We start from the raw sequence: 22,096 nt of genomic DNA, 5'->3' as shown, positions 1-22,096 counted from the left end.
GTAACTTTTTACCTGGATTGCCAACAGAATTTGCATCAATCTCATTACTTCTTTATTAATTGATTGCCTTTATCTAAATTGCAATATCTAAGCTATATTGTATAAATTATGGACTCACGTAGAGAATTTTTAAAAAAGGCAGCACTGTTTGCCGGTGCTACGGGTATGGCCAATGCCCTGCCCGGTTCGGTACTCAAAGCCATGTCAATCAATCCCGAACCCGGAAGCACGTTTTACGATGCGGAACACATTGTATTTCTAATGCAGGAAAACCGGTCATTCGACCACATGTTTGGTACAATGAAAGGGGTTAGGGGATTTAATGATCCGCATCCACACATTCAGCCCGATGGCAACAAGGTTTGGCTGCAAAAAGATCTGGCAGGCTATACTTATGCCCCTTTTCATGTAGACATTAACAAAACCAAAATTACCTGGCAGGGTGGTTTGCCGCATTCATGGAATGATCAGGTGGCGGCCAGAAACGGAGGGCGTTATGATAAATGGCTGCCTGTAAAATCGCCAATGACCTTAGCGCATTATGACCGGAATGATATTCCTTTCTATTACGCCATGGCTGATGCTTTTACCGTCTGTGATCAGCATTTTTGTTCGTCGTTAACCGGAACAACACCCAACAGGTTGTTTTTCTTTACCGGTACAGTTAGAGGTGAAAAAAGCGAAAATAAAATCGCCGTGGTAAATAACGATCAGGCAGAATCACAAAACAATGTATTTGTAGATTGGCCTACCTTTCAGGAAACACTGGAAGACAGCGACATCGATTGGAGAGTTTACCAAAATGAACTCTGGACCTCGAAACTTCCTGAGGGTGAGGTGGATGATTGGCTGGGTAATTATGGAGATAATCCACTGGAATACATCAGCAGGCATAATGTTAAGTTATCGGCTTATTTCAGAAAGAATGGAGATAATACGGTTAAACCCCCGCTGAGTGCGAAAGAAGTTCAGGCGAAATATGATAAGCTTTCCCAAAAAGAAAAAAACTTAATTGATAAGGCTTTTCAAACCAATATTAACGAATCGGATTATCTGGAGCTTGCTCCCTTTACATTTACAAATGACAAGGGCGAATCTGAAACGATAAATATCCCGAAAGGAGACATTTTTCACCAGTTTAGAAAAGACGTTGACAACGGCAAACTACCGCCGGTATCCTGGCTGGTTGCTCCACAACGTTTTTCTGATCATACCAGTTCTCCTCTGTATGGCACCTGGTACGTAAGCGAAGCTTTGGATATTTTAACTAAAAACCCGGAAGTTTGGAAGAAAACGATCTTCATTTTAACTTACGACGAAAACGATGGCTATTTTGACCACCAGCCACCTTTTGTTGTTCCAAACCCGAATGATCCGTCAAGCGGGAAAGTATCTGAAGGAATTAACTACGCCACAGATTTTGAACCAAGAAAAGGCAGTCCAATCGGAATGGGCTACCGTGTACCTTTAGTGGTGGCTTCACCATGGAGCAAAGGCGGTTTTGTAAATTCGCAGGTTTTGGATCACACCTCGTCGTTGATGTTTATGGAAAAATGGCTGAGCAAAAAAACGGGGAAAAATATAAAAAGTAATAACATCAGCGATTGGAGGAGAGCCGTTTCAGGAGATTTAACCTCTGTTTTCAGGCCTTACCAGGGTGATGAAATAAAATCTCCTCAACCATTAAAACGCGAAGTTGTTGTAACTAATATCGGCAATGCAAAAAATAAACCCGCTCAGGTTGGCCCAACAGCTTTAAACCGCAGCGAAGTTGCTAAAATTAATAAATACGAAGCATTTTCAGTGCAAACTTCTGCATACCTGCCTAAACAGGAGCATGGTGCTAAGCCTGCCTGCGCTTTGCCTTATCATTTAAATGTTGATGCCAGTTTAATTAATAACGAAGTTGAAATTACCTTTCAATCTGTTAAAACCTTATTTGGAAATGCAACGGAAACCATTGGCGCTCCATTTACCATGAATACTGCTTCAAAATTTAAGGGAGTTGATGGTAAGGTGTGGGACTATGCAGTTAAAGGTGGAGATATGCTCAAGGATAAAATTAACCTGGATGATTTTGATAGCAATATTTATGATTTTGCCATTACAGGGCCAAATGGTTTTTATAGATTTTTTAAAAGCGACAAAAAAAGTGCTCAGTTAGGAATTAAAGCTTTTCCGGAGCAAAATGGGTTGGTGACTAAAAAATTAACCGGAAGCCTCGTTTTTTCTTTTGATAACAAAGGTGCTTTGCCCATTACTTTACAAATTGTAGATAATAAATATAAAGCGACTACTCAAAATGTAGTTTTAAAACCGAAGTCGAATCTGATGGTTGTATTAAATCTGGCTAAAAATGCCAATTGGTACGACTTTAGCATTTTACAAACTAGCAATGCTATATTTAAACATCGTTACGCTGGTAAAATAGAAACCGGAGAAATAACCACTACGGATCCGTTTATGGCCGGAGAAATTCAGTAAAAAACAAAGCCTTTGGAATTCCAAAGGCTTTGTTTTTATATCAATCGCTTGATGAGTATAACTTATAATATTGAAAAACAGTTACAAAAGGAAAGAACTTTAAAAGGATATTGGAAGTTGAATCTGCACCTTATCCCATGCAGCAACTAAGTTCGCACCTTTGTCTGTTTTAATAAAAGTTACAGAGAAATATTCAATTGGTTTAGTTAGCGTTTGAACCGGAACTTCTACACGAACAATATCTTTTGACTGATCATAAGAAAAAGCACCCCATTTATCGGTTTGGCTATTGATGATAATCACCCATTTATTCTTATCCGGAATGGCAAACAGACTATAAGAACCAGCTTTAATTTTTTTATCGCCAATGTTCACCTTTTCAAAAAACTTGATTTCGGTGTTTTCATTAGCTCCAAAACGCCAAACTTTACCATATTGTTCTAAAACGCCAAAAATTTCACGGCCTTTTTTTTGTGGACGTGAATAAATAACTTTTATTACAGGTTTAGAAAGGTTATCGTCTTTAGATTTGTGTGCGTTTAACGGGAAGTAAACAATGTCTGCAGGACTTGCATCCGGAGCAGCAAATTTAACTTCTTCTTTTATAGCTTCCTGAGCCTTTAATCCAAGGCATAAAAAACCAAAAACAACAATTAAGATATTCCTCATCTGCTGTGAATTATTTTATAAAATGGTGAAATAGAGGAGGTAAGCAACCTCTGATTTGAATACTAACGAATTAGTATTTTCTGCCTTTTACAATGGCGTTTAAAAATAAACCCGCTGTTAACAAGCCCAATATAGCACCTACAAATGCAAAAATGTAACTCTGTGTAATAATTACTGCGGTTAAAACACCGAAAATTAAGCCCAAAGCATAGTAAAGCCAGTTGAAATTGTTGTTGCTGTTTTCTTGTACACTCATGTTTTTTATTATTTGGAGGCAAAGTTAATATTTATTTTAAATTTTAATTTGAGATAATCGTTAATCCTTTAATAAATTATCGATCCGAACCAATTCGTAACCATTGGTTTTTAAATAGCGAAGCAATTTAGGAAGCTGATCGTAAAATTTATCTGTTCTTTTTGAATCCGTTCCAATATGTAACAATAAAATAAAACCGTTTAGGCCATTTGGCTTTGTTTCGTTGTATTTAACTATCGACTGAAAAATTTCATCGCTGCTGCGGTAACTTTTACCCATTTCCGGATCAGTATAATCGGCATTTGAACGGGTTCCCGGTGTAAAATTAATCAGATTTAAATTTTCCTTCTTCGTCCAGGAGGCAACGGTTTTATTATACCATTCGTAGGGAGGGAGAAAAAACGAAGCATCTGCCTTACTTATTCCGAACTTTGCCATTTCCCGGTAATTTGCATTTAAATCCTCTTCAAATTCTGTTTGTGTAACCAGTAAGCTATCACGTTTGGTCCAGTCGCAATACAGTAAATGTTTGTCAGAGTGGGCCCCTAAATAGTGCCCGTCTTTTTTCAAATTTGTAATTAAAGACCTGAAGCTGGCATTTCTATAAAAGTTGCCGGTTAAAAAGAAAGAAGCCTTTACTTTTTCTGTCTGCAGCGTTTTAGTAATTATTTCAGCACCATCCGCAAATTCATCTCCGGTAAAAACCAGAGCAATTTTTTTCATTAAGGAATCTCCTCGAATGGTTGCGCCCAAACTGATGGTTTTGCCCCCTGTGCCGGAGGCTAATGCTTTTTTGGCTTCGACTGTGCCTCCTTTGCGGCCAATAAATAAATTAAAGAAGCCGTTCCGTCCATTGTGGGCTCGTTGGTGCTATAATCACCGTAATCGTCATGATAAACGGCCAAATCACTTTGAAAGTCTGAATATTCATCTGCTTCCGAAAGTTTAATGCCAATTAATCCTTTGTAAATGTTGGTGTAAACCGGACCATCAACCAAACCACCATCAATAGGATAGTTTTTTAAATGTGTAAAGGCCGAGTGCGGATCAACAGGTGTATCGCCCCAGTTGGGCAAACCATAAACCATGCTGGTTCCCCAGGGATTACAGCCAAAAATCCAATCAAAATTTGCCTGTTCCAGTTCAGTAAAAGAGTCATCATTTGTTAAACCAGCATACCAGTTACACTGCATGGCAAAGGCAACCGTTAAATTATTGCTGCACCAGATAAACGGGATGCCCCTATAAAAAGCATTTGTTTTTGCCCGGTTCCAAACCTGCTCAATCCCTTGTTTATAATAACCTGTAATTTTATTTTTCTCTTCTCCGTCCAGTTGTTTTGCCAGTTCGTAATGGCCTAGGTTTATAAATGGATAATATTGATAATGAGCAGCTGTATCTTTTAACATCCAGGGCGTAGTTTTTTCCAGCTCCGCATATTTTAGCGCATCGTTTTTAGCATTCTTAAAATTTAAAGCTGCGGCCAGTTCTATATCGTCAACCCAGTTGTCTTCCGCATAAATGTAAGGCGATTTGACTGAAGCAGTTTGAGTAACACCTGGTTTCTTTAGGGCAAATCGCCAGGCCGTTTTAGCTTTTTGACTGAGTATTTTTGAATAATGGGTATCCTGACTTTTAAATAAAACGGCACCCAGATTAAAAGCACTGCTAAATTTGGCTGCGGTAGAACTTGTCCCGGTTGTATTATTCATAAATTTTCCTCTTTGCTGTGGCTCACCGGAAATAAAATACAACGGGCGTTCAAACCCCTTTCCGTATTGGTTATCTTCCTTCGGAATGCGCATATTAACATGATCGCGGTCATCGGCCAGCTGATTAAACATAATGTCTTTCTCCGGATGCATTTTTAACAACCAGTCAAGGCCCCATTTGGCTTCATCCAAAACATCAGCGGTTCCGTTTTTGCCATCCAGTCCGTTAGCCTGTTTTTCATCTCCAAATACTTGAGGAAAATCGCGGTAAGCCATTAGTAAGTGATAAGCAGCATTGGCTGAGGTGGTGCTGTACTGAAGGTAATCACTCGCATCGTGCCAGCCACCCGAAGCATCGAAATGAGTACTGTCTTTTATCCCGGCTTTTTGTCCATACAAAACAAAACCGTCATGAGTATGACAACTGTCTTTTAAATAAGGATTAAATCCACTGCGTTGCTGGCGCATATAACGCAGGCAAAAATCTGCGGCCCCTTTATAAACATCGTTATTGATTAATAGCAAAGGAGATATAACACCATTGGCTCTGATAAAAAACTGACCATTCTGTTTAAAATCAGAAAAATTCAGTCTGGCGGTTTTAGTAAATGGCCCATAAGCACCAAAACTTTTAATATTTGTTGAGGAGTAAACAACTTTGGCACTTTCCTTTTCTATAATCTCAAAGCGATCCGGAATCTGATCGGTTTTACTTGCCCAAACGGCGACTTTACCGGATTGGGTAGGATAGCCCAGTAAATTTATTCTAATCCAGCTTTGCTGATCTTTTTCTTTACGTTTAAAAGAAGAGAAGGCGATTATAAATAAGATAAAAACGAAGAAATACCCGTAACTAATTTTCATAACAAGGAGATTATTTGTTCTAAAATTAGGCTTTTATCAAGGAAATGTAAAAGATGTATCAAAACATTTGGAAATTAATCAATCGTTTGATTAATTTTGCGCTGTTAAAAAGAAATGAAAACAGAAAAGATAGATAAAAAACAAGCCATTCTTGAAGCAGCAGAAAAGCTGTTTTGTGAAACCGGGTATGAAGGTACTTCTACCCGTCAGATTGCAAAAGAATCTGGAGCGAATATGGCGATGATAAATTACTATTTCGGTTCTAAAGAAGGTGTTTTTGTTGAGATTATGAACGGGCGTATTGCCGGCTTTGCTTCTCAGCTAAAAATCATCAATGAAGATAAGATTTCGTCATTGGAAAAATTGCACAAAGTTATTGAAGGTTATGTTAACAGAATCATGAGTAATCCGGCATTTCATAAAATGATGCACAGAGAACTGTCATTAACCCAAAGACCGGAAATGTACGATAAAATTAAGGACGCAATGAGCCAGAATATGAAGCTGATTGACCGGATTATAACTGATGGTATAGAGGATGGCAGCTTTAATAAGGTTGATGTGCGAATGGTAATTGCGACGATTATGGGCACCATTACCAATATTGTTATTGCGCCAAACAAGGTAATGCCTTGCTCTAACTTCGATTTGAACAACCCGAAAGACAAAAAAATGATTAAAGAGCGTGCAATAGCCCATTTACAAGATTTAACTACCGTTTATTTAACAACAAAAAGATGATACCCAAATCAATTAGATTAATGCTTGCGGCGTCATTAATTCCTGCAGCCTTATTTGCACAAAGCACAAAGGAATTAAACATTAACCAGGCAATAGAACTTGGCATAGCCAATAGTAAAAATTTAAAACTCTCCCAAAACAAAATTGATCAGGCTATTGCGCAGCTGGAGGTTGTAAAAGACAACGTTTTACCTACGGCCAATGCAAGTTTCATGTATAATCATGCAGAAATTCCAACCAACACATTTAGTTTAGGCGAAGGAAGCAGTGCCTTCCATTTGCCAAAAAGAGCAGATGCTTTTGTGGGTACAGCAGCGGTACAGGAACTGGTTTATGGTGGCGGTAAATTAAAATACGCTAAAGAATCAACCAAATTGCTGGCAGATGTAGCTCGTTTAGATGCTGATAAAAGCAAAGAAGAAATTACTTATGCAGTCATCAATACTTATTATTCTTTATACAAAGTATTGCAAAGCAAAAAAGTAGTTAATCAAAACTTAGAGTCGATTGCTGCTCAGATTAAACAGGCTCAGCGCTTTTTCGATCAGGGTATTGTAACGAAGAACGATGTTTTGCGTTTTCAATTGCAACAGGCAAACGTTTCACTTACCGGAATGGATATTGAAAGCAACCGTAAAATCATCAATTACAATTTAGATATTTTGTTGGGCTTACCGGAAGATACTGAAGTTAAAATTGCTGATCCGGACGGAGGTTTAAAAGTAGCAGGATCCTTAAACGAATACATTGGTTTGGCTATGGCAAACCGCCAGGAGCTAAAACAGCTTGATGTGCAAAACAAAGTTGCGGATTACAACATTAAAACGATAAAGGCAAACACTTTACCTACTGTAGGTGTGGGTGCAAATCTTTACTACATTAATCCAAGCGGCAGTTTTATTCCACCAGTAAATCAATACTTGCTTCCGGTTACTTTGGGTGCAACGGTTAGCTGGAATATCGGTAGTATATGGACGAACAAAAATAAAGTATCCGAAGCAAAAATTCAGCAGAGCGAAATTAGCATTCAGAAAGATATTTTATCTGATCAGGTAAAAACTGATATCAATAAAAACTATCAAAACTACCAGGTTGCAATAGATAAGATTAAGGTTTTAGAAACATCGATTGCCCAGGCCACTGAAAACGATAAATTATTGGCCTCAAAATATAAAAACAATGTGGCTTCTGTTACCGATCGTATTGATGCAGAAACTTTATTGTACCAGGCAAAAATAAACTTAGAAATCGCAAAAGCCGATGCAGGTTTGGCTTACTATACATTACTAAAATCAACAGGAAAAATAACGCAATAAATACAGCAATGACAACTGAAAAGAAAAAAAAGAACATAGTAGTACCCATCATTTTAGGTGTTTTACTAGTAATAGGTGTGATATTTGGTATCACCGAGTGGAATTATTATAGCAAACATGTAGATACGGATGATGCTCAGATTGACGGCGATATCAGTCCTGTTGTTGCGCGTGTTGGCGGTTACGTTAAGGATATTAATTTTGAAGAAAATACACATGTTGGCGAAGGGCAGATTTTGGTTAAACTGGATGACAACGATTATAAAGTTAAGTTAGAACAAGCCCAATCTGGTCAAAAAGGGGCGAGCGCAGGCGTTGGCGTAGCTCAATCTCAAATTGTTGCCACACAGGCAAATACAAGTACAGCAAAAGCCAATGTAGAAACCGCTAAAGCAAATGTTCAAGCTGCGGTTGTTAAATTAAATTTAGCGCAGAAAGATTTTAACCGCTATGCAAACTTAGTTAAAGATGGTTCTATAACCCAACAAGCTTTCGATCAGTCAAAGGCATCTAAAGAAGCAGCAGAAGCAGCTAAACAAGCCGCACAAGCCGCATATCAGGGTGCGCAGGATCAATACAATGCGGCGGTTAAACAAGTTGGTACCACTCAATCTCAATTAGCGGTTAGCAGCAACGTAATCAGTCAGCGTCAAAGCGATATCGATTTTGCAAAACTTCAATTATCGTATACCGACATTAAAGCTCCGGCTTCGGGTATTGTTTCTAAAAAGAATGTTCAAAAAGGGCAATTGGTTCAGGCTGGCCAGTCTTTATTCTCTATCGTTAATGATGGAAGTATTTACGTGACTGCAAATTTTAAAGAAACTCAACTGGAGAAAATTAAAACCGGATCAAAAGTGGAGATCGAAGTTGATGCTTATCCAAAGGAGAAAATTGAAGGAGAAGTTTATAATTTCTCACCAATTACTGGTGCAAAAGGATCCTTATTGCCTCCTGATAATGCGACAGGTAACTTCGTTAAAGTAGTTCAACGTATTCCGGTAAAAATTAAAATTCATCCATCAAAAGAATTACTGGCTAAACTACGTCCCGGAATGAGTGTTAAAGCTTCAGTATCTACTAATTAATATTTAAAATGGCCGAAGTAGGTTTAAAAAAGTGGATTATTACCTTTACGGTGATCACGGCTTCCTTATTGGAGCTGATTGATACCACCATCGTAAACGTGGCAATTCCACAAATACAGGGAAACCTGGGCGCCACATTGGAGGATGTAGCCTGGCTTTCTACCGGCTATGCGGTAGCAAACGTTATCGTATTGCCTATGTCCGGCTGGTTGGGAAACCGATTTGGTAGGAAAAATTATTTTCTAACCTCCATTATTGTTTTTACACTCGTTTCGTTTTTATGCGGTAATGCTACCTCACTAAACGAACTTATTTTATTCAGGATTATACAAGGTTTGGCTGGTGGAGGTTTAATATCAACGGCACAAGCTATTTTAATTGAAACCTGGCCACGCGAAGATGTAGGAATTGCAACGGCCTTATTTGGTTTAGGTGCAGTTGTTGGTCCAACTGTTGGTCCAACCATTGGGGGATATATTTTAGAAATCAGCTCCTGGCCATGGATTTTTTATGTAAATATTCCCGTCGGAATCCTCGCGGCCTACTGTACGTACACGTTCGTCAGAGCCACCCCTAAAGAAGGGCAGGGTCAACCTGTCGACTGGTGGGGCATCGCATTGCTTGCAATTGCAGTAGGCAGTTTGCAAACCTTGTTGGAAAAAGGAGAGAGTGAAGATTGGTTCTCTACGCCATACATTACAGCACTGGCCGTTGCTTCAGTATTCGGATTATTGCTTTTTATCTGGAGAGAGATGACAACCGATCACCCGATTGTGAATTTTAAAATTATGAGGCACAGAAGTTTCTCTGTGGGTATGTTTACCTCATTTATTTTAGGTTTCGGTTTATACGGATCAGTGTTTGTATTTCCGGTTTTCTGTCAAAACTTACTGGGTTTCTCGCCATTGCAAACCGGAGAAATTTTGTTTCCGGGTGGATTATGTACCATTATCATGATGCCTTTTATTGGTATTATGCTTAAAAAAGGTGTGCCGGCTCAGTTTATGGCAACGTTTGGAATGCTGGCTTTCTTTATATTCTGCTGGATGTTAAGCAATTCAACCCTGCAGTCGGGAACAGGTGATTTCTTTTGGCCTTTGGTTATTAGAGGTGTTGGTATGGCGCTATTATTTGTGCCTTTAACCACACTGGCGATTCAGGATTTGAAGGGTGCCGAAATTGGTCAGGGTTCAGGTTTAAATAATATGATGCGCCAGTTAGGTGGTTCATTTGGTATTGCAGCTTTAACAACTTTAATCCACATCCGTTCGGGTTTTCACAGAAGTAACCTGTTGAGTAATGTAAACGATTATAACCCGGCTTTTGTAGAGCGCTTTAATATTCTGATTAAAGGATTTATGGCAAAAGGGCAAAGTTTTATGGATGCAAAAATCATGGCCGCTAAAGCAATGGAAGGAATTGTAACCAGGCAAACCATGTTGTTAACTTATGATGATGCTTATTGGGTTGCAGGATTAATTATGTTATTCTCAATTCCTTTATTATATCTTCAGAAGTTTAAGAAAAATGTAGAAATTCCTGCCGATGTACACTAAAGTTGGCAACGAAAAGCCATAAATATTGGCAAAAAACAAAAACAGCCGGTCTATTTTATTAGATCGGCTGTTTTAACCCAAAAAATTAACAATCAATGCAATGCCCTTAAACATTGCAAATGTTCTTATTCAGGTACCAAATACCCAAATAAGATTCTAAAATTAAAATTTATTCTACAATAATCCAAATTGTAAGCCCGGTAATTTTAATAGTTTACGCATTTTTTGTAGTATTACCATATACAAAACTTTCGATTAAGCTATGCCTAAACTTCGTTTAACAACTCAGCGGGAATCCATTTTTAACAATGAGGTGATCTCTAAATTTGAGCTTTTTAACAGTCTTTTTCTAACCCTTCCCTTTTACAAAATTAAAGATACGGGAACATTGTTGCCTTTGTTTTTTAAGAGTTGCGAAGAAGGAATCAAACAAGACCAGAAGCCGGCACAAATTATTGAAGAGTTTTTTGCGAAATACACCAGTTATAAGGATCGCACCGATATTATTGATTTACTGTTCCGTTTTATACAATATATAGAGCGCCAGGTGGTACTTTTTGATGCAGTTGAAGATGCTTCTTTTACTAAACTTAACACCACCGACGAACAGAGTACGCTTTCTTTTATTTTGAAAAAGAATGCCGAAAATAAACCCATGCTGGCTAAAATAGAGAAGCTTATTGATGAACTGTCTTTGCGTTTGGTATTAACCGCACACCCAACACAATTTTATCCAGGCAGTGTTTTGGCTATTATTACCGATTTAACTTCGGCGATAAGAGACAATAACATTACGGTTATGAACTCCCTTTTACAGCAATTGGGTAAAACACCGTTTTTCAATAAAAAATCGCCAACACCAGTTGATGAAGCCCTAAATTTAGCCTGGTTTTTAGAAAACACCTTTTATTTTGCTGCGGCTAATATTCAGGAAGAAATTGATCAAAACCTGGATGAATATAATTTAGAAACCAAGAAAATTTTAGAACTGGGTTTTTGGCCAGGCGGTGATAGAGATGGTAATCCAAACATTCATGCTGATACCACATTAGAGGTTTCTAAAATGCTGCGCCAGATCCTTTTCCGTTGCTACTACCGTGATTTCAGGGTAATTAAACGCCGTATTACCTTTAGAGGGGTTGAAGAAAATATTGCCATTTTACACGATGTGCTTTACAAAAATGCTTTTGATCAAACTTGCGAAATAGAAGACATTTCGGATGCATTAAGAGAAAACCTGAACAAAATAAAAGATACTTTACTGGTCGAGCATGATGGTTTATTTGTAGACCTGGTGAATGATTTAATCAGAAAGATTGATTTGTACGGCAATTACTTTGCTTCACTTGATATTCGTCAGGATAGCCGCGTATTGCGTAACGTGCACCGTTATTGCAGACAAAACAAGCCTATTTCATCACTTTATCCTGCGGATTATGATCAGTTTTCAGAAGAAGAAAAGCTAAAAAGCATTTCGTTTAAAGAAGCAACAATCAATGAGGCCACAGAAGCGGACGATTTGATTACGGATACCATCCAAACGATTAAAGAAATTAGAGGCATTCAAAAGCGCAATGGCGAAAAAGCCTGCCACAGGTTTATCATCAGTAATTGTCAGCAAGCCAGTGATATTCTTCAGCTTATTGAATTATTCCTTTGGAACGGCTGGAGTAAAGATAATTTAACAATTGATTTTGTACCACTTTTTGAAACCGTAACCGATTTAAAAGGCGCTGCAAAAATTATGGATACCCTTTACAGTAACCCATTTTATAAAGCACATTTGGCCAATAGGGGAAACAAGCAACACATTATGCTTGGTTATTCTGACAGTACAAAAGATGGTGGTTATTTAATGGCCAACTGGTCTATATTTAATGGTAAAACCTCTTTAACAGCAGTTGCAGAAAAACACAACATTCAACTGGCATTTTTTGATGGTCGTGGTGGCCCGCCTGCACGTGGAGGAGGAAAAACGCATCGTTTTTATGCTTCAATGGGTAAAGAAATTGCCAATAAAAATATGCAATTAACCGTTCAGGGGCAAACCATCAGTTCGCAATACGGATCGGTAGAAAGTGCAGAGTTTAACATTGAACAATTGATTAATGCGGGACTTACCTCTGGTTTAAAAGAAAAACACAACATTCTTTTGGACGAAGAAAATAAAACCCTTTTAGATGAAATGGCTGAAGACAGTTATAAAGCCTTTGTTGATTTACGCGAACACCCGCTATTTGTAAGTTATCTGGAAAAATTATCGCCATTAAAATTATTGTCTCAGGTAAACATCAGCAGCAGGCCTGTAAAAAGAAATGGTGGCGGCGAAATGAAACTGGAAGACTTAAGGGCCATTAGCTTTGTTACGGCCTGGAGTATGCTGAAACAAAATGTGCCAGGATTTTATGGTATGGGAACTTCTTTAAAAAACCAGGAGAAGGCCGGCAACTGGAATAAAGTGGTTAAAGTTTACCAGGATTCCGATTACTTAAAAACTATTGTAGATAATTGTATGATGAGTATGAGTAAATCAGACTTTACCATTACGGCCCATTTGGCCAACGATAAGGAGTTTGGAGCTTTTTGGACTCAACTACACGATGAGTTTGAATTAGCAAAGGAGATGCTCTTAAAACTGTCAGGACAACCAACTTTAATGGCTAATTATCCGGTAGATAAAAAATCCATCGCTACTCGCGAAAGAATTATTCTTCCTTTAGTATTGATTCAACATTTTGCGTTAGAAAAATTACAGCACAACCATACCGAAAAAGAACAACAGGCATTAGAAAAATTAGCGGTTAGAACGGTTTTCGGTATTGTAAATGCTGGTAGAAATTTGGCTTAGGGATAAAGAACAGAACGATTTAAGTGCCATCATCAAATATCATTTTCTAAGGCATGTATACCCTTAAAAAACGAATCCTGTTATGGCGTTTGAAAAATTTCTGGTATCCACTGGTAGGCACCGCCACTTTTTTTAGTATAACCTAAGCCCGGCCAGGGTAAATGGTAAGCAAAAGCTTTTATTTTTGTATCAGCTAACTGAAGTAATACTTTTTTACGGGTTGTGGTAGCCAAATCAATATCAGTATCACCAGAAAAACCCCAGTCCGGATGTGGAAACAGCAATATATCTGAATGTATTAAATCGGCAATGTAAATTAATTTTTCTTTACCAGAGTGTAAGGTAATTAAGGTTAAGCCGGGAGTATGGCCGGGCGCAAGTTGAAAGCTAAATAAGTTATATAGGGGCTTATCAAAATTGTAATAGTTAAGCTTAGGTTGTATGATTTTAAGCACATTTTTTAAACCCGGAATAAGCTGATTAAGCAAATCGGGTTGTTTTCTTAATTCGCTGTTTTTGAAATCGTCAATTGTTGCTTTTTCCCAAAAATTGTGCTCTATTTTCGAAATAAAATATTTTGCATTGGGGTATATCAGCTCATTTTTTCTATCAACTAAACCGCCGATATGGTCGGGATGAGCGTGTGAAATTAAAATATCAGTGATGTCATCAGGGCTAAATCCAGCCTTAGCAATACTTTGTAATAAAATACCAGTATTATTATCCGCAAAAATCCCCATCCCGGCATCAATTAAAATCAACTTATCCTGGCTTTTAACAAGTAATACATTCATGGCCAAATCTATATCTGTTGTAGACCTAAAATTTTCTTCAAGAATTTTATTTACGTCATCAGAACTTGCTTTTGGTGCCATAAAAGGTTGAACAGGGCTTTGCAAAATGTGCCCATCCGTTAAAATATATAGTTCAATTTCGCCAAAATTTATTTTTTTAAATCCACCCAAATTATTACCCGAAATAATAGGCTTTGATGGAGTTTGGGCCAAAATTTTTTTAAAAGGAGCTAAAGATAATGCTCCTGCAAAAAGACTTTTCTTAATTAAATTTCTTCTGTTCATGGTATAGATTCTTTATAATTTATGTAATAAAAACGATTTTGAGAGAGAGTTTATGTAAAATAAACCCTCTCTCAAAATCAATTATTTATCAACTAATTTCAAGGCGCCTTCGCTATATCTGGCTCCCGTATCCGGAAACTGATTTAAAAGGTCATCGATAGCTTTAAAATCAGTTGCGGATAAATTCACATCGATAGCACCTGCATTTTCTTCCAGGTATTTTCTTTTTTTAGTTCCCGGAATAGGAATAATATCATCACCCTGAGCCAATACCCACGCCAAAGCCAGTTGAGCTGGGGTACAATTTTTATTGTTTGCAATAGCCGCGAAACCTTCAACCAGTTTTTTATTGTTATCGGCATACTCTTGCTGATATCGGGGTAATGTTCTTCTGAAATCAGTTTCGGCTAAATCAGCTACATTGGTAAAGGTATTGGTAACCAAGCCGCGGGCCAGTGGGCTGTATGGAATTAAACTGATGCCCAACTCTCTTACCGTTGACAGAATTTCGCCTTCAACATCCCGGGTTAATAAAGAATACTCACTTTGCAATGCCGCGATGGGATGAACGGCTTGTGCTTTCCGGATTGAGGCAGGAGAAGCTTCTGAAAGGCCTAAATAACGCACTTTCCCTTCTTTCACCAATTCTGCCATTGCACCTACCATATCTTCAACCGGCACATTTGGATCTATTCTGTGTGCGTAATAAAGATCTATGGTCTCTATTTTAAGCCTTTTTAAGCTTTTTTCTACAGCAATTTTGATATAAGCCGGAGAACCATCAAAATAAGTGTTTGCAGAGCTACTTGGGCTTGCTTCATCTCCTTTAAAACGGAATCCAAATTTTGTGGCAATAAAAATTTTATCACGGTTTGGAACCAATACTTTTGAAATAAGACTTTCATTATCGCCGTTTGCATACATATCGGCTGTATCCCAAAAATTTATGCCTAAATCCAGTGCTTTGTGTAACGTGGCAATGGATTCGTCATCATCCGTTGGACCATAAGCGAAACTCATGCCCATACAACCTAAGCCCAATGCTGAAAGCTGCTCATCTGTTTTACCTAATTTTTTGTATTTCATAATCGTTGTATTTTCTTTGTTTTTGATTAAACAAATTTACAGCACAACAGGAAGAAGCGAATTAAGCTAATCTAACCAAAAGTTATAAAAATCAAACTATTGAAACCTGAAAGAGCTTGGCGTGATTGAGGCGTGTTTTTTGAAAAAATTGTTAAAATAGGCAGGGTATTCAAAGCCCAGGCAATTTGCAATTTCTGCTACATTCCAGTCGGTATGTTTAAGTAACGCCTTGGCTTCAGACATAATTCTATCTGCAATATGTAATCCCGTTGTTTTTCCGGTAATCTGTTTTACCGCCCGGTTTAAATGATTAACATGGACAGACAGTTTAAGTGCAAAATCATTTGGGGTCTTAAGTGATAAATAATGTTTTGGCGTATCAATCGGAAATTGCCGCTCTAAAAGCTCAAGAAAAAGATTGGTGATCCTGGAAGTGGCATTTGCATGTTTAAAATAACTTTGTGCGGGTTGCATTTTTAATGCTTCATGGATTAACAAATGCACATAAGACCTTAAAAGCTCGGTTTTATGCAGGTAATCCGTTTCTATTTCCTGCATCATGGATTCGTAAATAGAACTTACCTTTTCTTCCTGCTTTGCATCCAGAAAAAATACCGGGTCGCTACCTACTTTAAAAAGAGGAGATTCTAAAACGCTGTTTTGATGGCTTTCAGTATGAATAAAACTTTCAGTAAATAAACAAAAATAACCCCTTTGTTCTTCCGATGACGGTTCCCATGCATAAGGAATCATTGGATTGGAAAACATTAATGCTGGGCGATCAATCTTTATGCCTTTATTGGCGTAATAAAGTGTCCCTTCGCCAATGACAAATGATATTTTATAAAAATCACGGCGGTTATAAGCGGTTGCAGAGGTCCCGCAATTATAATTACGGGGCTGTACATTAAATTGTTGAGGCTTATAACGCTGCCCTAATGAATAACCCGGCGAAATGCGACTGTAAAAATCCTCTATAGTTTCCGTTTTCATTTAGTAAAGTTATAAAAATCAAACTATAGTTGGTTAAAAAGAATGCCATTAAAAAACCCCCGAAAATTTTCATCTGCGAGGGTTTATATTTTAATAAAAGTAAATCAGTTTTAAGATCGCTTACCTGTCAATAGACCCCATTACTTTTTGTCCGAATGCATTAAGCGCATCTTTTTCTACAGCACCATCTTTCACCATTTGGTGTACCTCAAGCGCACCACAAATATTAGTGATCATCTCGCCGGCTACATCAACTTCTGCTTCGCTAACGCCTCTAAACTCACAAAAGGCCTCTAAAACCTCCAAAGTTGTTTCAAGTTGTTCAGGGGTTGTATTTTGAAATAATTGTCTTATTACTGGAATCTTCATTACTTTATTTTATTAAATAATTCTACTAAACCTTCTGCTTTGTTGGTTTGTACCTGATCAACCAAAGATCCGCCTTCAAAGGCTGCAAATGTTGGCAAGTTATCTACGTTGGCAAATTTGCGGGAGCCTGGAAATTTTTCAGCATCAACAATTAAGAAAGCAACATCTTCATTTTCTGAAGCCAACTTTTTAAACTTCGGTTTCATGATTCTGCAGTTACCACACCATGATGCAGCATACTGAACCATTACCTTGCTATTATCGGCCAGATATTGTTGAAGATTATCTTCTGTTAATTCTAAAAACATAATGGTTGTTTTAATTAGTTAGCGGCTAAATATTCAGCAACGCCAGTTCTGTTTGCATTCATTGCTTCTTTTCCTTCTTCCCAGTTTGCAGGACAAACTTCGCCATGTTTTTGAACGTGAGCATAAGCATCAATTAAACGTAAATATTCTTTCACGTTTCTGCCAAGCGGCATATCGTTTACACTTTCGTGGAAAACTTTACCAGTTTCGTCAATTAAATAAGTTGCTCTGAAAGAAACGTTTGAACCTGTAAACACTTCATTTCCTTCTTCATCATATTCAACTTCCTGATCAAGAATACCTAAAATGTTAGATAAATGTCTGTGTGTATCCGCTAAAATTGGATAAGTTACACCTTCAATACCACCATTATCTTTTGGAGTATTTAACCATGCGAAGTGGACTTCGTTTGTATCGCATGAAGCACCGATAACAATTGTATTTCTTTTTTCGAACTCAGGTAATGCTGCCTGAAAAGCGTGTAACTCTGTAGGGCAAACGAAAGTAAAGTCTTTTGGATACCAGAATAATAATACTTTACTGTTTTTATTTACAGCTTCTTCAAATACATTGATTTTCAAGTCATCACCCATATCTGACATTGCATCAATACTAACACTTGGGAATTTTTTACCTACTATTGCCATAATTTTTTGTCTTTAATTTTGTGGCACAAAGGTAAGGCTAAATCACTTGCCAATCAACCCGGTTTTATTAATAGTTCATTGTATTTATTGATATTAATATAGATGAAAACTATATTTATTAAAAAACTTATAATAGATTTCTATTTCGGTATTTTGTAGGTTTTTGTCACACCTAAGGTACGAAGTATCTGTTTCATTTGTTTCAGATGCTTCGTACCTCAGTATGACAGTATTTGGGCGCTAAGTTATTTCTTCAATGTATTTTCGTACAGCTTAAAAATTCGCTTGTATTCATCTGTCCAGCTGCTGGGTTCAATAAAACCATGATCTTCTACCGGATAAACAGCCAGTTCCCAATTGTTTTTGCCCAGCTCAATAAAGCGTTGCGTAATTCTTACAATGTCCTGAAAATGAACGTTTACATCAACCATTCCGTGGGCCATTAATAAATTTCCCTTCAGCTTATCCGCAAAATAGATGGGGGAGCTTTGTTTGTAGGCAATCGGATCATTAAATGGTTCATTTAAGATGTTCGAAGTATAACCGTAGTTGTAATGTGCCCAATCGGTTACCGATCTTAATGCGGCTCCGCTTGTAAATACATCCGGCTCATTAAACATAGCCATCAGGGTAATAAATCCGCCGTAAGAGCCGCCATATAAACCCACATGCTTGGGGTTAACCCCATATTTTTCTACTAAAAGCTTCACGCCATCTACCTGATCGGTTAAATCTTTTCCACCCATGTGGCGGTAAATCCCCGTACGATGGTCGCGGCCATACCCTGAACTTCCGGTGTAATCAATGTCAATTACAGTGTAACCATTGTCTGCAAGCAAGTTGTTAAACATATATTCGCGGAAATACTGACTCCAGCCATAATGCACATTCTGAAGATAACCAGCGCCATGAACAAAAACAACCGCAGGACGATTGGGATCTGGATTTTCAGATTTATAAATTCTTGCATACACGTCGGCACCGTATCGGTTTTTAAAACTAACCAACTCGGGCTGACGCCATTTATATGAATTAAATTCTGTTGACGTAGATTGAGTAATTTTAACGGCATTTGCTCCCGCATTATTCGCTTGCAGATATAGTTCCCATGGCTTATCCATAAAAGAATAATTAATGGCAATCCACTTTTCGTCAGGAGAAAGTGTGATTTCATTTAAGCCTTTCATGCTGGTAATTTGGATTGGCTCGCCTCCGTTTACCCCAATTTTAAAGAAATTGGTTATTCCCGGATGTTCTTTATTGGCGGTAAAATAAAAGGTACTTTTATCTTTAGATAGTTTTAATGTTTGTACTTCCCATTTTCCTGAAGTTAATTGTTTCTGTTCTCCGGTTGAAAGGTTTGCAACATATAAATGTGAATACCCCGTAGCCTCACTTTGATAATAAAAACGGTTATTGTCTATCCAACCAACGTTTCCGGAGTAGTAACTCCCAATTCCAGGACCTCCAATCCAGGCTTCATCTCTTTGGCGGTTAACTAAAGAAAGGTTACCTGTTGGTGCATCGAGTTTTAAAATCCAGCGGTCTTTATTATCCGTAGAAACGGCAATCATAATTCCCGTGCTTCCGTTTTCATTCCATATGGGGCCAAAAAGGTTTACATTACGATCTTCATTTTTCTTTTTAGCCTCTTCCTGTGCTTTAGGATAATCCTTTAGATAATCCGGTAAATCTTTTATTCCGGGAATGGTAGCTGTTTGAATCACATAAACGGTGTCTTTTTGTGTATCGTAGATAAAACTTTGCGAAGTACCCTCATTTTCTCCAACCTTTGTTCGTCCGGGAATATCTTCTGTATAACCCGATGAGGTAACATAATTAGGTACGATGGTGTTGTGGTTATTTTGAGCGGGACTGATGAGTTTGTAGGTAATGAAATGCCCATCAGGACTAATAACCACACCATTTAAAAACTTTTCTTCGGTATAAATTTCTTTTAGTGATTTTGTGTCCGCGGCAAAACGCCCTCTCGCATTTCTGGGTTTATCTTTGGCTTCGGCATTTCTTTTTTTAATAATATCGAAAAGATCAGTTTGTTCTGCTTTTAACCATTTATCCTGTTCAGATATTTTACCATCAGTTTTTGAAGGCTTTTTTCCTTTAACAAAATTGGTTAGTTGTTTGGTTTCTGCAGATTGAAGATCAACTTCGTAAAGATTATCTTCTTTTTGAAAAACGATATTTCCATTGGTTAAAAAAACCGGATTACTTTCCCGTTCAAGCGTATTGGTTAAGCGGGTTTCTTTATTGGTTTTCAAGTTTTGAAGATAAATATCTCCACTTTTTTCAACCAGACCAAGAGTATTTTCTTTATTGTAAACGTAGTTTAAGCTTAATAATTTTTCGTCCTCTTTTTCTGTAGCTTTTACAGGTTTTGTTGAATTTACTGAAACCTTGTATAACTCTTCTTTGGTTTTGTTTTCAGGATTCCAGTTAAAATACAGGGTTTTGCTATCGGCTGTCCAGCGGTAATTGGTTGGTGCAACGCCCATCCATTTTGGATCACGCATAATCTTATCAACAGTAAGCGGGGCAATCTGTTGTGCAAAAGCATACCCGCCCGGGCAGAGCAAAAGGAAAAGTAAATATTTCTTCATGAAATTTAGTTTGGATAACGCAATTTAGATAATGCAGAAATTAAATCAGTAAGGAAATGGAAATGTTACACCAGTTAATGAATAAAAGAATTGCCACGGAGCTACTGAAATTACCAAAAATATACCTGATATCATCTTCAGAGGCAAAGGCCTATCGAATAACCCGCCCCATTTTGTCTACATTTACAGTGTCAAATGGTTTTAAGTATTCGTTTATAATAACCGAAAATTCGCGGCGGTTTAATACCTTCTTTAAGTCATATTTTGAATCGAATTTATAAGATTTGTTCCACTTTTTTTCAAGTTCAGCCTTCGTTGCGTCTACTGATTTATTGCCAACATAGCAAACCAGAGAGATTACATTTTCTAAATTAATGAGCTCATTTTTATGGTCATCGAGCCAAATTTGTGCTTTATAGTAATAATCTTTTAAGGGTTGTTTAATTTCGTCGTAAGTAACCGCTTGTGCAGGATTAAAATATGCCTTTCCATTTTTTAATTCAGCTTTAATCATTCCGGTGATGCCAATTTTTTGCATGGCAAGCCAGTTTGAATCTGCAATTTCAACATCATCAAAAGGCATTAACGAAAGTTTATAACTCAGCAATTCTCCCTGAATTGCTTTTAAAACAGATTCACTTGTTTTTTTCTGATAAAATGCGGCATAGGCTGCAGTTGCTCCCGCCGCTTGCCCGAGTTCTAAATGATCAGCAGGGATGTATAATAAATTTTCCTGATTGGGAATAAGGAGGTCGTAAAGAGATAGAAATTCTGCTTTACCGGTTGTTCCGGCAAGCGTAGTCCGGTAAAAAGTTTCATTGTAATTCAAGGATTTAGTTTCGGCAGGTTTTAATGGAGTCATTTTTAAGGCAGCCATCACTTTATCCAAACCATCCGCAATTACAAGAACCCTTGCTTTTATGCTTTTTTCAGTTGTTAACTTTATTTCCCAACCATTTCCAGTACGTTTAATTTCCTGATAAGGTACATTATTCATTACATCAAAAAGCTTTGAGCTGTCAGCCCAGTTTTTTATTACCGCATTTGTAATTTGATTGGACATTACCGGAAGGGCTAAGCTATCGGCAATTTTTAAAGATTTTCTTGCCCTTTTTTCAAATGCTTTAATTACTCCGTTTGTTTTGTAGCGATTAAGGTTTTCTATTTTAAAGCCATCGCTTTGCGTAAAAACAATACAATTTACACCCGATTCTGATGCCTGTACGCCGGCAGCAAAGGCAGCTTCTTTGTTGCCTAAAACCAATACATCTGTTTTAATCGTTTGCGCATTTATAATCAAGGGGATTAGTAATACCAAAACAAAAAACAATTTCTTCATTCGTGGGATTTAAAATTAACTGCAATATGCTTTAAATGAATGAATTTTTAATGAAATGAGTTCATTTTAACTAAATTTAACTCGCACCTTAGTTATGTCTGTCTGAATTTACCGAAAACCTGT

18 protein-coding genes are annotated in these 22,096 nt (G+C 37.6%); 6 read left to right on the top strand and 12 right to left on the bottom strand.

Annotation, left to right across the window (positions count from 1 at the left end):
* Positions 1-108: 108 nt before the first annotated feature.
* Positions 109-2,484: a phosphocholine-specific phospholipase C gene (locus O0955_RS04090; RefSeq protein ID WP_269426247.1), complete on the top strand. Its 2,376-nt coding sequence runs from the start codon at positions 109-111 to the stop codon at positions 2,482-2,484.
* A 99-nt stretch (positions 2,485-2,583) separates the two neighbouring features.
* Here O0955_RS04090 and O0955_RS04085 read toward each other — a convergent pair whose 3' ends face one another.
* The 4 genes from O0955_RS04085 to O0955_RS04070 all read right to left on the bottom strand — a co-directional run bounded on the left by O0955_RS04085 (position 2,584) and on the right by O0955_RS04070 (position 5,985).
* Positions 2,584-3,153, bottom strand: coding sequence for a DUF2911 domain-containing protein (locus O0955_RS04085; RefSeq protein ID WP_269426246.1), 570 nt, complete (start codon positions 3,151-3,153; stop codon positions 2,584-2,586).
* 70 nt (positions 3,154-3,223) lie between these two features.
* Positions 3,224-3,409, bottom strand: coding sequence for a hypothetical protein (locus O0955_RS04080; protein WP_269426245.1), 186 nt, complete (start codon positions 3,407-3,409; stop codon positions 3,224-3,226).
* 60 nt (positions 3,410-3,469) lie between these two features.
* Positions 3,470-4,132, bottom strand: coding sequence for a polysaccharide deacetylase family protein (locus tag O0955_RS04075; protein WP_269426244.1), 663 nt, complete (start codon positions 4,130-4,132; stop codon positions 3,470-3,472).
* 59 nt (positions 4,133-4,191) lie between these two features.
* A complete protein-coding gene (locus tag O0955_RS04070) occupies positions 4,192-5,985 on the bottom strand; it encodes a glycoside hydrolase family 9 protein (RefSeq protein ID WP_269426243.1) in 1,794 nt (597 codons plus the stop codon).
* A 114-nt stretch (positions 5,986-6,099) separates the two neighbouring features.
* On the opposite strand from O0955_RS04070, the gene O0955_RS04065 reads away from it, so the two are divergent.
* The 5 genes from O0955_RS04065 (at position 6,100) to O0955_RS04045 (ending at position 13,534) form a co-directional block, all read left to right on the top strand.
* On the top strand, positions 6,100-6,726 hold the full coding sequence (locus tag O0955_RS04065; RefSeq protein ID WP_269426242.1) for a TetR/AcrR family transcriptional regulator: 627 nt from the start codon (positions 6,100-6,102) through the stop codon (positions 6,724-6,726).
* A complete protein-coding gene (locus tag O0955_RS04060; protein WP_269426241.1) occupies positions 6,723-8,042 on the top strand; it encodes a TolC family protein in 1,320 nt (439 codons plus the stop codon). Before O0955_RS04065 ends, O0955_RS04060 begins: the two co-directional genes overlap by 4 nt.
* A gap of 8 nt (positions 8,043-8,050) precedes the next feature.
* Positions 8,051-9,130: an HlyD family secretion protein gene (locus tag O0955_RS04055; protein WP_269426240.1), complete on the top strand. Its 1,080-nt coding sequence runs from the start codon at positions 8,051-8,053 to the stop codon at positions 9,128-9,130.
* Positions 9,131-9,138: 8 nt separating this feature from the next.
* Complete coding sequence (locus tag O0955_RS04050) at positions 9,139-10,686, top strand: DHA2 family efflux MFS transporter permease subunit (RefSeq protein ID WP_269426239.1); 1,548 nt, start codon at positions 9,139-9,141, stop codon at positions 10,684-10,686.
* A gap of 262 nt (positions 10,687-10,948) precedes the next feature.
* The gene (locus O0955_RS04045; protein ID WP_269426238.1) at positions 10,949-13,534 is read left to right on the top strand and encodes a phosphoenolpyruvate carboxylase; all 2,586 of its coding nucleotides are present in this window, start codon (positions 10,949-10,951) and stop codon (positions 13,532-13,534) included.
* An 80-nt stretch (positions 13,535-13,614) separates the two neighbouring features.
* Here O0955_RS04045 and O0955_RS04040 read toward each other — a convergent pair whose 3' ends face one another.
* The 8 genes from O0955_RS04040 to O0955_RS04005 form a co-directional block, all read right to left on the bottom strand.
* Positions 13,615-14,613, bottom strand: a complete 999-nt coding sequence (locus O0955_RS04040; protein ID WP_269426237.1) for an MBL fold metallo-hydrolase — start codon at positions 14,611-14,613, stop codon at positions 13,615-13,617.
* An 81-nt stretch (positions 14,614-14,694) separates the two neighbouring features.
* Complete coding sequence (locus O0955_RS04035; RefSeq protein WP_269426236.1) at positions 14,695-15,699, bottom strand: aldo/keto reductase; 1,005 nt, start codon at positions 15,697-15,699, stop codon at positions 14,695-14,697.
* A 96-nt stretch (positions 15,700-15,795) separates the two neighbouring features.
* Complete coding sequence (locus tag O0955_RS04030) at positions 15,796-16,692, bottom strand: helix-turn-helix domain-containing protein (protein WP_269426235.1); 897 nt, start codon at positions 16,690-16,692, stop codon at positions 15,796-15,798.
* A gap of 120 nt (positions 16,693-16,812) precedes the next feature.
* On the bottom strand, positions 16,813-17,061 hold the full coding sequence (locus tag O0955_RS04025) for a DUF6952 family protein (RefSeq protein ID WP_269426234.1): 249 nt from the start codon (positions 17,059-17,061) through the stop codon (positions 16,813-16,815).
* Positions 17,061-17,369, bottom strand: coding sequence for a thioredoxin family protein (locus tag O0955_RS04020; protein WP_269426233.1), 309 nt, complete (start codon positions 17,367-17,369; stop codon positions 17,061-17,063). Before O0955_RS04020 ends, O0955_RS04025 begins: the two co-directional genes overlap by 1 nt.
* Positions 17,370-17,383: 14 nt before the next feature.
* The gene (locus O0955_RS04015; protein ID WP_131538251.1) at positions 17,384-18,016 is read right to left on the bottom strand and encodes a peroxiredoxin; all 633 of its coding nucleotides are present in this window, start codon (positions 18,014-18,016) and stop codon (positions 17,384-17,386) included.
* A gap of 245 nt (positions 18,017-18,261) precedes the next feature.
* Positions 18,262-20,634, bottom strand: coding sequence for a S9 family peptidase (locus tag O0955_RS04010; protein WP_269426232.1), 2,373 nt, complete (start codon positions 20,632-20,634; stop codon positions 18,262-18,264).
* Positions 20,635-20,785: 151 nt separating this feature from the next.
* Entirely contained in the window at positions 20,786-21,973 is a 1,188-nt protein-coding gene (locus tag O0955_RS04005) for a hypothetical protein (RefSeq protein ID WP_269426231.1), read from the bottom strand.
* Positions 21,974-22,096 lie beyond the last annotated feature (123 nt).

The sequence above is a fragment of the Pedobacter punctiformis genome, assembly GCF_027213715.1.
In the GTDB taxonomy this organism is placed as follows: Bacteria; Bacteroidota; Bacteroidia; order Sphingobacteriales; family Sphingobacteriaceae; genus Pedobacter; species Pedobacter punctiformis.
Note: the sequence above shows the minus strand (reverse complement) of the source record. Positions and strands in the feature narration are given on the sequence as shown.